The organism is Streptomyces nymphaeiformis (assembly GCF_014203895.1).
Classification (GTDB): Bacteria; Actinomycetota; Actinomycetes; order Streptomycetales; family Streptomycetaceae; genus Streptomyces; species Streptomyces nymphaeiformis.
Genome location: NZ_JACHJY010000019.1, coordinates 42,746 through 54,998, shown reverse-complemented (window position 1 = coordinate 54,998; position 12,253 = coordinate 42,746). Strand labels below are relative to the sequence as shown.

Genomic DNA, 12,253 nt, shown 5'->3' with positions numbered 1-12,253 from the left:
ACGAGGTGACGGTCACGGCCACGGCGGTCGCGGCCACCAGGGCGGTGGCGACGGCGAGCTGACGACGGGTGGGCTTGGGCATGAATCGCACTCCTCGTTGGTTCGGACGTGCCGGCACGGCGTCCGGCATGGCCAGATGACCAGTCGCAGGCGAAGAGGAGGTGAACGGACCGTCGAACGTACGTTTCCCGAATGCGTCCAGTGTCGATCATGAGGCCGGTGCGCCGCGCGCGGGGCCTCCCGCGGCTCGGGTCGGGGCGGGCTCGCCGCGCGCACCATACTGAGGGCGTGATCGAGAACCACCACGCCCGCGTGGACACCGACGCCATGCTCGACGACCTGCGCACCCTGGTCGAGATCGAGTCCCCCTCGCGGGACCTCGACGCCATCGGCGCGTCCGCAGCCGCCGTCGCCACGGTCATCGAGAAGAGGCTCGGCGGGCAGGCCACGCTGATCGACAGCGCCGCGGGCCCCCACGTCCACTGGAGCGGCGGCGGTTCGCCCCGGGTGCTCGTGCTCGGTCACCACGACACGGTCTTCCCCCTGGGCACCCTGGAACGGCGCCCCTTCCGGGTGGAGGGCGGGCGGGCGTTCGGTCCCGGGGTCTTCGACATGCTCGGCGGGCTCGTCCAGGCCGTCCACGGACTGGCCGCGCTCGACGACCTGAGCGGGGTGGAGATCCTGGTGACGGCGGACGAGGAGGTCGGCTCGGCGGCCTCGCGCGCGCTGATCGAGGAACGGGCCCGGGCCTGCGGCCACGTGCTGGTCTTCGAGGGGGCGGCCGAGGGCGGAGGGCTCAAGACCGCCCGTAAGGGATGCGGGTCGTTCGAAGTGCGCATCACGGGACGCGCGTCGCACGCCGGCCTGGAGCCGGAGGCCGGCGTCAACGCCCTGGTGGAGGCCGCCCATCAGGTGCTGGCCGTCCAGGCGCTGAGCCGCCCCGACCTCGGCACGACGGTGTCCCCCACGGTGGCGTCCGCGGGGACCTCGGACAACGTCATTCCCGCTCAGGCCACCGTGTGGGTCGACGTCCGCGTCGAGTCGGCCGAGGAGAAGGACCGCGTCGAGGCGGCGTTCGCGGGGCTGACCCCCCGTCTGGAAGGGGCCGCCCTCACCGTCCGCGGAGGCGTGAACCGGCCGCCGCTGCCGGAGTCGGCGTCCCGGACGCTCTTCGCGACGGCACGCGAACTGCTCCCCGGGATCGAGGGCGTGGCGGTCGGCGGCGGCAGCGACGGCAACTTCACGGGCGCGCTGGGCATCCCGACCCTGGACGGTCTGGGGGCCGTGGGCGGCGGCGCCCACGCCGACCACGAGTTCCTGCTCGTCGACGCGATGGCGGAGCGGGCGAACCTGGTCACCGGCCTGGTCGGGGCCATCCGGAACGGTCGGGCGGAGTAGCCGTACGCGGAGGGGCGGCCCCGCCCCGGTCCCCGGGAGACGACCGGGTCACGGATCCGGCGCGAGGCGCTGCACCGCGACGAGTGCCGCGTCGTCCCCGAGGTGACCGCCGACGTACGCCCGCAGGTCGCTGCGCAGCATGCCGAGCAGGGTCGGCGGGTCCTCGCCCGTCCAGGCGGCGAGCCGCTCCGCCAGCGGATAGAAGGCGCGCGCGTGGTCGCGGGCCTCGACGACTCCGTCCGTGTAGAGCAGCAGCACGTCACCGACGCCGTAGGGGAACTCCTCCACCTCGACGTCGGGCGAGAACACGTCCGCGAGCCCCAGCGGAGGGCTGGGGTGACTCACTTCCAGGGGGATCACCCGGCCGTCCCTGAGGAGCAGGGGCGGCGGATGCCCGCAGTTCACGAGCCGGACCACGGGCTCGTCGTCGGGGACGTCGAGCACCAGGGCCGTGACGAAGGCCTCGTCCGCGTCGTCGGCCGCCGGGTCGGCGTCCGGCGCCGCCTGCGCCGGGCCCCCGTCCTCCTCGACCGAGCCGACCCCCGCCTCCAGGTGTCTGACCAGGTCGGGCAGCTCCCGTTCGCGGCGGGCCGTGACCCGGAAGGCGCCCAGCACGAGCGACGCCTCGCTGATGGCGTCGAGGCCCTTGCCCCTGGCGTCCCCGATCAGCAGCCGGGTGCCGGATCCCGTGCGGGCGGCCGCGTACAGGTCGCCGCCCATCTGCGCCTCCTCCTCGGCCGCCAGGTAGACCGAGGCGATGCGCAGGGGACCCGCCCGTTCGGGCAGCGGGCGCAGGACGACGCTCTGGGCCGCGTGGGCGATGGAGCGCAGACGCGTCACCCTGCCCTCGTCCCGCTCGCGCAGGTAGGCGAAGAAGGTCGCGATCACCGAGATCAGGACCAGGGCGACGATCTGGTACGTGTGGTTCAGGTCCGTGAAGGTGGTCCGCGCGACGGCGACCACCGATTGCGCGATCACCGCGACCGCGCCCACGAAGGCCGTCATCCGCGGCCCCGCGAACGAGGCCGTCACGGCGGGCGCGGCGATGAGGAAGGGTCCCAGGTGGACGTCGGGGGGAACCAGGACGTCCACCACGGTGACCGCCGCGATCAGCGCGAAGGGCGCGGCGAGCAGCAGCCGCCCGCCGCGCCGCGAGGGACGCGGAAGGGAGACTCGTCGGCGGGGACCCATGGGAAAGGCATACCTCAGGTGACGGGACCTGTCCTGTTGCCACCGGGGCGACGCCTCGGCCCTGTCCGTGCCGCGCAGGGCCCGCCGCGGGTTCACCGCCCGCGGGGTCTCCCCCGCCGCTGTCGCACCGCGCGCCGGGCGACGCGGCCCGCAGCCGGTACGAGGGCGGCCGCGAGGCTGCCGAGGAACTCGGGCAGCGCGCCGGCCAGGACGTTCACCGCGCCACCGCCGCGGGCCGCACGGCAGCCGCCGCACGGGCTTGCCGGCGCCTGCCCAGTCGCTTGAGCTTCGTCCGTACGCGCTCCCCGAACGCCGCCGGGTCGTCCGCTCCGGCGGTCTCGGCGGCCTGGGACCAGGTCATGCGGCTCGCGGCGTACACCTCGGCGACGGCTCTCTCCCCGGGACTCAGGCACCGGAGCACGGCCGCCCCCGCTTCTCGACGTCTGCTCGGTGACGTGCGTGGACACCGCACCCGTCGTGCGCCGTCAGCCCTTCGGGCGTTCCGTGATCCAGCGGGCGGCGAGGAGGCCCGAGGCGGCGGTGAGGGCGGCGGCGGCGATGACGGTGGCGTTCAGGCCGAGGAGGTCGGCGAGGATGCCGGCGACGAGGGCGCCGGCGGCGTAGCCGATGTCGCGCCAGAAGCGGTAGGTGCCGAGGGCGTTGGCGCGCCAGGCGGGGTGCGCGTGGTCCGAGACGGAGGCGATGAGGGCCGGGTAGACCATGGCGGTGCCGAGGCCGAGGGCGACGGCGGACAGGACGCCGGCGAGGAGGGGCCGGTCGAGGAGTGCGAGGGCGAGGACGAAGCCGGCGGACTGGACGAGCATGCCGGTGACGACGAGGGGTTTGCGGCCGACGCGGTCGGCGAGGTGGCCGGTGGGGATCTGGCCGATGCCCCAGAGGACGGGGTAGAGGCCCTTGATCAGGCCGACGGCGGCGATGCCGAGGCCGTGGTCGGTGAACAGGAGGGGGAAGACGCCCCAGGTGAGGCCGTCGTTGAGGTTGTTGACCAGGCCGGCCTGGCTGGCGCCGCGCAGCGAGCGGTCGCGCCAGGAGGTGCGGGCGAACGTGGCCTTCAGGCCGGTGTCCTCGCCCGTGGGCAGGGGTTCGGCGTGCCGGGCGAGTTCGAGGGCGACGTGGGCGGCGGTGTCGCGGACGAGGAGCGAGAGGGCGAGCCCGGCGGCGACGAAAACGACGCCGATGAGTTCGGGGACGGGGCGCAGGCCGTGGGTGGTGGCGAGGTAACCGGTGAGGAGGGCGGTGACGCCGACGGCGGTGTAGCCGGCGGCCTCGTTGAGGCCAGTGGCCAGGCCGCGTCGGGCCGGGCCGACGAGGTCGATCTTCATGTTGACGGTCATCGACCAGGTCAGGCCCTGGTTGAGGCCGAGGAGGACGTTGGCGGCGACGATCCAGCCCCACGAGGGCGCGTACGCGAGGGCGAAGGGGACGGGCACGCCGATCAGCCAGCCCGCGAGGAGGAGCTGCTTGCGGCGGAAGCGGGCGGTCAGCGCCCCGGCGGCCAGGTTGGTCAGGGCCTTGGTGAGGCCGAAGGCGATGATGAACGAGAACACGGCGAGGTCGCTGGTGAGGCCGAAGGTCTCGGTGCCGATGAGCGGCACGGTGGTGCGCTCCAGGCCCACCAGGCCGCCGACGCAGACGTTGACGACGACGAGCAGGGTGAACTGGAGCCGGTTCTCGCGCAGGCCGAGGCGGACGGCCGGACGGTCTTCGACGGGGAGTGCGGTCTTCACGGGCGGGTGTCCTCCGGGCCCCGGACGAGATCCTGGCCATGGGCGGCGGCGTAGTCGGCGGGTCCGCCGTCGAGGACGGCGATGCCGGTGCGACCGGCGCGTTCGAGGAGGCCGGCTCCGGTCATGGCGCGCTCGCCGTGACGGCAGGCGACGACGGCGCCGTTCGGAGCGTCGGCGGCGGCACGGTCGAGCGCGCCGAGTTCGACGTGGAGCGCTCCGGGGACGTGCCCGGCGGTGAACTCCGATTCCTGGCGGACGTCGACGTAGGGACGGCCGCCGGCCCGTTCCGCGCTGACGAATGCGGTCGTCGCCTGCTCGTTGCCGTCGGCGAGCCACGCGGGCATGCCTCCGGCGAGGCGGCCGGCGAGGCGCTCGTACCCGATCTTGTACGCCTGCCAGACGATCTCGCCGGGGTCCTGCCCCTCTCCGGTGACGAAGACGAGCGGGGCGGTGTCGGGCAGGAGCCAGCCGAGCCAGGTGGCGAACTGGCTTCGCAGCGCGATGGAGAGGGAGCCGGGGATGTGGCCGGCGGCGTACTCGACGGCAGGTCGCGCGTCGACGACGCGCCCGCCGGCGGCCGTGAGGGCGCGGACCTGCTCGGCGGAGAGCTCCGGGAGGAGCGGGGTGCCGGTCAGGACGGCGGGGCCTCGCCGGTTGGCCTCGGCGAGCCGGTCGAAGTAGGCGGGGTACGTGCCGAGGCCCGCGGTGAGCCGCCGTACGAAGGTGTCCTCGTCGGGTGCGGCGAGCAGCGGGTTGGCCCGCTTCTGGGCGCCGATGGTGGAGGTGCGCTCCTTGCCGGGCGGTGCGGAGCAGAAGGAGCCGGCTCCGTGGGTGGGCCAGACGGCGGTCTCGTCCGGGAGCTCGGTCAGCCGGCGCAGGGAGTGGTACTGGGCGCGGGCGAGCTCCTCCGTACGGTCGGGGCCGAGCAGGTCGGTGCGGGCGGCGGAGTTCACGATCAGGGAGCCGCCCGTGAAGACCCCGAGTTCCCGGTCGCCGTCGAGCAGCAGGAAGGACAGGTGCTCGTCGGTGTGCCCGGGGGTGGCCAGGGCCCGCAGGGTGAGCCCGCCGAGGTCGACCTCGTCGCCGTCGGCGAGGCCCTGGTGGTCGAAGGCGCGGTGACCGGCGGCGGAGGCCAGTACGGCGGCGCCGTGGTCGTGGCGGAGCTGGAGGGCGCCGGAGAGGAAGTCGGCGTGCAGGTGCGTGTCGGCCGCGTAGGCGACGGTCAGTCCGCGCTCGCGGGCGGCGGTGTGCAGGGCGCGCAGGTCACGGCCGGCGTCGACGGCGAGGGCGCGGCCGTCACCGAGGTCGACGAGGTAGGCGCTGTTGCCCAGCCCTCGGTCGACCAGCGGAATCAGGTGATCGTCGGCGAAACCCATCGTGCCGTCCTTCCGAAGGTGCCGTGCCGGGCGGGGAGCGTCACCGCGGGGCTTCAGTTACAGTAATCCATGGATATGTGGAGGATGCAATGCGAGAGGCCACCAGGAGCGGCGGCAAGGCCGCTCTCTACGACGCGTTCGCGGCCAGCGGCAAGGCGCTGGCCAGCGGAAAGCGTCTGGAACTGCTTGATCTGCTCGCCCAGGGCGAGCGCACCGTCGACGCGCTGGCGAAGGCCTCCGGGCTCAACCTGACGACCGCGTCGGCCCATCTGCAGACCCTCAAGCAGGCCGGTTTCGTCGCCACCCGCCGCGAGGGCGTACGGATCCACTACCGGCTCGCGGGCGACGACGTCGGCCGGCTCTTCGCCCTGCTGCGCAAGGTCGCCGACCGCCACCAGTCGGCCGTACCCGCCGCCCGGGACGCCTACCTCGGCGAGGACGGCGCCGTCGAGGTCACCCACGAGGAGCTGCTCGACCGGGTCGCGGCCGGCGGCGTCGTGGTGCTCGACGTCCGGCCGGCGGAGGAGTACCGCGCGGGGCACATCCCCGGCGCGCTCTGCATCCCCGTCGCCGAGCTGGCCGACCGCATCGGCGAGCTGCCCGAGGAGGCCGAGGTCGTCGTCTACTGCCGCGGCGAGTACTGCGCGCTCGCCTACGACGCCGTACGGCTCCTCACCGGTCACGGCCGCCGGGCGATCCGCCTCGACGACGGCATGCTCGAATGGCGCCTCGCCGACCGCCCCGTACGCACCGGAGACGCGGCGTGACCGTCCCCGCGCCGGACCTCACCGTCGACGGCACCGGCCTGCTCTGCGTCACGCTCCTCCTGCGCCTGCGCAAGGAGATCGACGGCGTCGAGCCGGGCGCCGTCGTCCACGTCGTCGCCACCGACCCGGCCGCGCCCCTCGACCTGCCCGCCTGGTGCCACATGACCGGCCACGCGTACCTCGGCCGCGTCCCCGGCGCCGGCTCACCGGTCTTCGCCCTGCGCCTCACCGCCGACGCCCTCCCCACCAGGTCCGACGCCCCGTGGCACAGGGAGGGAGCCTGACGCGCCGCCGGATCGCCCGCTACGCGGAGCCGCCCGGGGGCAGCAGGCGCTCGACGAACCAGACGAGGCCGATGAGGCCGACGGCGGCGGCCGCGCCGATGTGGACGAGCGCCGACCAGGAGCGGCGGCGCGCGAGCAGGATCAGCGGGAACGCCGCCAGGACGACGGCGAGCTGACCGAGTTCGATGCCGACGTTGAAGCTCAGGAGCGAGACGAGCAGCCGGCCGCTGAACCCGTCGGTGAAGTCCAGGGCCCCGGCGAAGCCGAGACCGTGCAGCAGGCCGAACCCGAAGACGACGAGGACCCGCTGCCGCGACTCGCCCCGCGTGATGTTCTCCACGGCGACGTACACGATCGACAGGGCGATGAGGGGTTCGACGATCTCGGTGGGGACGTCGACCCAGCCGAGCACGGCCAGCGCGAGCGTCACGCTGTGCGCGAGCGTGAAGCTGGTCGCGAGGCGGACGACGCTGCGCCAGCCCTGCGCGCCGAGCAGCAGGAGCACCAGGAAGAGCACGTGGTCGGCGCCGCCCAGGATGTGTTCCAGGCCCAGTGACACGAACCGGCCGGTCGACGCCCACGAGAGGTCCGGACCGCCGGAGGGCGGGGCGCCGCGGCCCGCGGCGGCGGCGCTCCGCCCGGCCTTCAGCTCGCGGTGGCCGGTGTCGAAGACGTCGCTGCCGCCGGACCCGCCGAGTTCGTAGTCGACCATGTTGGTGTGCTCGGCACCGATGGCGTCGGCTTCGGAGAACACCCCGTACCGCACGGTGAACTCGCCGCTGCCCGTGCCCGGACACCGGTAGGTGAGGAGCAGGCGCGCGTAGAGGAACCGCTGCCGCTTCACGATCCCCGTGTCGCCGAGTGCGGCGGGGCACGGCGAGCCGTCGAGGGTGAGGGTGAGGCGCTCGGAGAGGTACGTGGCGAGCTGTGCGCGGTGGGCGTCGAGGAAGGCCAGGTGTTCGGCGTCCTTCGTCGTACGCGGCAGCGTGCCGAGGCCGGCGGCCTTCGTCAGCGTGTCGTAGTCGAGCTCCAGGGCGTAGTGCACGGACGCCCCGTCCTGACGGATCACGGACGTGCCGTCCGTTGTCGGGACGTGCGCCGAAGCGGCCGGGGCCGACCACGCGAGGAGCAGTCCCGCGAGCACGAGCACCACTGCACCCGGCACGGAGCGGAGCCGGGCGCCGGTCGTCCTGCGGGGTGCGCCTCGATGTCCCGGCGCCGGAGTCGGTGTCGTCACGCCGAGGAGTGGAGCCGGGCGAGGAGTGGACCGCGTGACGTGTCCATGTCCCGGTTGCGGGGGCCGGTTGAACTCTCGGTGCCGCGCCGGGCCGTGCGGGGTCCGAACCCACGGCCTGTCAACACATCCACGCCACAAGGGGGAACGCTCACGTTCCAGGCGTCAAAGGTTCATTCGGCGGCTGTAGTCACGGCTCATAGCGGATCCCTAGGTTCCTCACAGCCTCGCGCACGAGGCACGAGGCGCCACCCTCACCTCGGAAGGAATCTCCGTGACGGGCATCCGCCACATCCGAAGAGCGTCCATGGCGACCGCAGCGGTCGCCACCACCACCGCGGCCGTCGTGGCCCTGCTCACGGCCGCACCGTCGGCCAGCGCGGCCACCAGCACCTTCACACCGGTCGCCGACACCTATGTGCAGGACACCACTCCGACGACCAACTACGGCACGTCCTCGCTGTTCACCGTCGACAACTCGCCGGTGCGCCAGTCGTTCCTGAAGTTCACGGTCAGCGGCCTCACCGCCCCCGTGTCCAGCGCCAAGCTCCGGATCCGCGTCACCAGCACCGGCAACAGCGCCAGCGGCGGCACCTGGAAGTCGATGAGCGACACCACCTGGTCCGAGACCGCGGTCAACTGGAACAACAAGCCGGTCATCGACGGCGGCACGCTCGCGTCGCTCGGCTCGGTGGCCAACGACCAGTGGGTCGAGGTCGACGTGACCTCCGTGGTGACCGGCAACGGCACGTTCGGCTTCGGCGGCAGCTCCACCAACGCCGACGGCGCGTACTACGACTCCCGCGAGTCCGGCGCCGACGCGCCGCAGCTGGTGATCACCACCGGCACCGCCCCGACCCCCACGCCCACCCCCAGCACGTCCACCTCGACGCCTCCGACGGCGGACCCCGTCCTGGTCGGCGCCGGTGACATCGCCGACTGCGGCACCGGGGGCGACGAGGCCACCGCCAACCTCCTGGACGGCATCAGCGGCACGGTCATGGCGATCGGCGACACCGCCTACCCGAACGGCGCGGCCTCCGACTACACCAACTGCTACAACCCGACGTGGGGCCGGCACAAGGCCCGCACCAAGCCCGCGACCGGCAACCACGAGTACAACACCTCGGGCGCGACGGGATACTTCAACTACTTCGGCGCCTCCGCGGGAGACCCGACGAAGGGCTACTACTCCTTCGACCTGGGCAACTGGCACGTCGTGGCCCTCAACTCCAACTGCTCCGTCGTGTCCTGCGCGGCCGGCTCGGCGCAGGAGCAGTGGCTGCGGAACGACCTCGCGGCCAGTACCAAGCCGTGCACCGTCGCGTACTGGCACCACCCGCGCTACACCTCCGGCTCCAGCCACGGCTCGACCACCACGGTGCAGCCGCTGTACCAGGCGCTGTACGACAACAACGCCGAGGTGATCGTCACCGGGCACAACCACGACTACGAGCGGTTCGCCCCGATGAACGCCACCGGCGGCGTGGACAACACCCGCGGCATCCGGCAGTTCGTCGCCGGCATGGGCGGCACCGGCCTCAACGGCTTCGGCACCATCCAGCCGGGCAGCGAGGTCCGCGACGGCACCACGTGGGGCGTGCTGAAGCTGACCCTGCACTCCAACAGCTACGACTGGCAGTTCGTCCCCCAGTCGGGCAAGACCTTCACCGACAGCGGCACCAACTCCTGCCACTGACGGGCACATGAGCGACGGGTGCCCTCCCCGGTCCTCCCGGCCGGGGAGGGCCCCTCCCCGGCTCCCTCCCCCGAGCAGGGGAGCGCCCCTCCCCCTCGCCCCCGTGCCCCCTCCCCCGCCCCGAAAGGTCCGCCCCCATGTATCTGTCCTCGATCGACAGGCCGGGGACCGACGCCGCGTCCCCCGCGGGCCGTTCCCGCCTCCGCGGGATCAAGGCCGTCGGCGGCAACGTGTTCGCGCTCGGCACGGTCAGCCTGCTGACCGACGTCTCCGCCGAGATGGTCACCGCGATCCTCCCGGTGTACCTGGTGTTCGGGCTGTCCATGAGCCCGCTGGCGTACGGCACGCTCGACGGCGTCCACACCGGAGCGACCGCGCTGCTGCGGCTCGTCGGCGGGTACGTCGCGGACCGGGTCCGCAGGCCGAAGGCGGTGGCGGGCGTCGGGTACGCGATGTCGGCGCTGGCCAAGCTCGGGCTGCTCGCGGTCGGCCGCTCGGCCGGGGCGATCGGGTTCGTCATCGCCGCCGACCGGGCCGGCAAGGGACTCCGTACGGCTCCCCGGGACGCCCTGATCACCCTGTCGGCCCCGCCGCACGCCCTCGCCCGCGCCTTCGGCGTGCACCGCGCGATGGACAGCTTCGGCGCCTTCCTCGGGCCGCTGGTCGCGCTCGCCGTCCTCGCGGCCTCCGGCCAGGCCTTCGACGCCGTCCTCGTCACCAGCTTCTGCGTCGCGGCGCTCGGCGTGCTCGTCCTCGTCCTCTTCGTCCGGGACCGCCACGACGAACGACCCCCCGCCGCCGCGCCCTCGCCGCGCGAGGCCGTGGCGCTGCTGCGGTCCGCGCCGGTGCGCCGCCTGCTCGTCGCGGCCTGCCTGCTCGGCTTCGCCGTCATCGGCGACGGCTTCGTCTACCTGCTCCTGCAACGACGGGAGGAGGTCTCCCTGAGCAGCTTCCCGCTGCTCGCGGTCGGCACCAGCCTGGTCTACCTCCTGCTCGCCGTCCCGATCGGAGCGCTGGCCGACCGGATCGGCCGCGTGCCGGTCGTGCTCGGCGGCTACACGGCCCTGCTCGGCGTCTACCTGCTCCTGACCGCCTCCCTGCGCGGATGGCCGCTGGTCGCCCTGGTCCTGGTGCTCCACGGCCTCTTCTACGCCGCGACCGACGGCGTCCTGATGGCGCTGGCCGGCCCCGTACTCCCCGAGCACCTGCGCACCACCGGCCTCGCGCTGATCCAGACCGGGCAGGCCCTGGCCTACCTCGCCTCCTCCGTCCTCTTCGGACTCGCCTGGCAGCTGTGGGGCCCGGACACCGCCGTCCGGTGCGCCGCCGCAATGGTCGTGCCGGCGGTCGCCGCCACCGCGCTCCTGCTGCTCGTCCGCCCCACCACCCGTTCCCACACAGAGGAAACCGCATGACCACGCAGCCGACCGTCGCAGCCGAGTCCGACCCGAACCCGTCCGCCGCGCCGCGCCCGTCCGGGCGGACGGCCCGCATCGCGACCACGGCGGCCGCCGCCCTCGCACTCGCCGCCGTCGCCATCGGCTACGCCCGGCACAGCTCGTCCGCCCAGGCCCCCGACACGGCCGTCACCGCCGAGACCGTCTCCCTGGCGCCCGGACCACGGCTCCTCACGCTGACGAGCACCGGGCAGGTCACGACCGTCGGCAAGGCCGACCCGGGCGGCGCACGCGCCGTCTCCCCGACCAAGTGCGACCGCGCCTACGCCGCCGCGGGCACCGTGGCCTGCCTGTACGCCGACGGGGCCCTCGGCACCGTCACGATGCGCGTCCTGTCGCCCGACCTCAAGGAACGCAAGGCCATCCCGGTCAGCGGCGTCCCCAACCGGGTCCGCGTCTCGGCCAGCGGCCGCATGGTCTCCTGGACCTCCTTCGTCGGCGGAGACAGCTACGCCACCCTCAACTTCGCCACCCGCACCGGCATCTACGACAGCCGGACGGGAACCCTCTTCAAGACCCTGGAGACCTTCTCCGTCGTCAAGGACGGCAAGCCCTACCAGGCGTCGGACGTCAACTACTGGGGCGTGACCTTCACCGGGGACGACAACACCTTCTACGCCACCCTGTACACCAAGGGCCACCGCTACCTGGTCCAGGGCGACTTCGCGGCCCGCACCGTCCGCACCCTCCGCGACCGCGTCGAATGCCCCTCGCTCTCCCCCGACGGCACCATGATCGCCTTCAAGGCGCCCGTCGAAGGCGACTCCACCCGCGGCTGGCGCCTCTCCGTGCTCGACCTGAAGACCGGCCGCGTGACGGAGACGGCCGAGACCCGCAGCGTGGACGACCAGGCGGCGTGGCTGGACGGCTCCACCCTCGCGTACGCCCAGCAGCACGACGACGGTACGAAGGACCTCTGGTCCGTCCCCGCAGACGGCTTCGGAAAGCCCCGTCTGCTGCTGCGCAACGCCCACTCCCCCGCGGCGCTCGGCTGACCCGGCGGACCGGCGAACCGTCCTGGCCGAAAACCGTTTGCCGGGTCTTTGCCCGGCAGGCGGTTCGTCCCCTCCTGAACCCTTGCGTCCGGGGGTCGAAAGCC

At 73.4% G+C, this 12,253-nt stretch carries 11 protein-coding genes; 6 read left to right on the top strand and 5 right to left on the bottom strand.

The genetic code is table 11. The features are described 5' to 3' along the window. Positions 1-327 precede the first annotated feature (327 nt). Positions 328-1,398, top strand: a complete 1,071-nt coding sequence (locus GGE06_RS40660) for a M20 family metallopeptidase (RefSeq protein WP_246533082.1) — start codon at positions 328-330, stop codon at positions 1,396-1,398. Positions 1,399-1,446: 48 nt separating this feature from the next. Here GGE06_RS40660 and GGE06_RS40655 read toward each other — a convergent pair whose 3' ends face one another. From GGE06_RS40655 to GGE06_RS40640, 4 genes are all read right to left on the bottom strand, one after another. After that, positions 1,447-2,589, bottom strand: coding sequence for a PP2C family protein-serine/threonine phosphatase (locus tag GGE06_RS40655; protein ID WP_184933183.1), 1,143 nt, complete (start codon positions 2,587-2,589; stop codon positions 1,447-1,449). A gap of 214 nt (positions 2,590-2,803) precedes the next feature. Further along, a complete protein-coding gene (locus tag GGE06_RS40650) occupies positions 2,804-2,950 on the bottom strand; it encodes a hypothetical protein (RefSeq protein WP_181924423.1) in 147 nt (48 codons plus the stop codon). Positions 2,951-3,074: 124 nt separating this feature from the next. Next, positions 3,075-4,337, bottom strand: a complete 1,263-nt coding sequence (locus GGE06_RS40645) for an MFS transporter (protein WP_184933182.1) — start codon at positions 4,335-4,337, stop codon at positions 3,075-3,077. Continuing rightward, entirely contained in the window at positions 4,334-5,713 is a 1,380-nt protein-coding gene (locus GGE06_RS40640; RefSeq protein ID WP_184933181.1) for an MBL fold metallo-hydrolase, read from the bottom strand. The genes GGE06_RS40645 and GGE06_RS40640 overlap by 4 nt, the downstream gene beginning before the upstream one ends. 89 nt (positions 5,714-5,802) lie before the next feature. On the opposite strand from GGE06_RS40640, the gene GGE06_RS40635 reads away from it, so the two are divergent. Continuing rightward, positions 5,803-6,480 carry an ArsR/SmtB family transcription factor gene (locus GGE06_RS40635; RefSeq protein WP_184933180.1) on the top strand — a complete coding sequence of 226 codons (678 nt, stop codon included), beginning with the start codon at positions 5,803-5,805 and terminating at the stop codon, positions 6,478-6,480. Next, a complete protein-coding gene (locus GGE06_RS40630; protein ID WP_312883484.1) occupies positions 6,477-6,764 on the top strand; it encodes a sulfurtransferase TusA family protein in 288 nt (95 codons plus the stop codon). The genes GGE06_RS40635 and GGE06_RS40630 overlap by 4 nt, the downstream gene beginning before the upstream one ends. 19 nt (positions 6,765-6,783) lie before the next feature. On the opposite strand, the gene GGE06_RS43935 is transcribed toward GGE06_RS40630, so the two are convergent. Next, positions 6,784-8,001, bottom strand: coding sequence for a HupE/UreJ family protein (locus GGE06_RS43935; protein ID WP_184933179.1), 1,218 nt, complete (start codon positions 7,999-8,001; stop codon positions 6,784-6,786). A 304-nt stretch (positions 8,002-8,305) separates the two neighbouring features. Between GGE06_RS43935 and GGE06_RS40620 the strand changes: the two genes are divergently transcribed. The 3 genes from GGE06_RS40620 (at position 8,306) to GGE06_RS40610 (ending at position 12,149) form a co-directional block, all read left to right on the top strand. Beyond that, on the top strand, positions 8,306-9,697 hold the full coding sequence (locus tag GGE06_RS40620) for a CBM96 family carbohydrate-binding protein (RefSeq protein ID WP_116157534.1): 1,392 nt from the start codon (positions 8,306-8,308) through the stop codon (positions 9,695-9,697). 137 nt (positions 9,698-9,834) lie between these two features. Continuing rightward, on the top strand, positions 9,835-11,112 hold the full coding sequence (locus GGE06_RS40615; RefSeq protein ID WP_116157535.1) for an MFS transporter: 1,278 nt from the start codon (positions 9,835-9,837) through the stop codon (positions 11,110-11,112). Further along, positions 11,109-12,149 carry a TolB-like translocation protein gene (locus tag GGE06_RS40610; RefSeq protein WP_221519053.1) on the top strand — a complete coding sequence of 347 codons (1,041 nt, stop codon included), beginning with the start codon at positions 11,109-11,111 and terminating at the stop codon, positions 12,147-12,149. The genes GGE06_RS40615 and GGE06_RS40610 overlap by 4 nt, the downstream gene beginning before the upstream one ends. Positions 12,150-12,253: the final 104 nt, after the last annotated feature.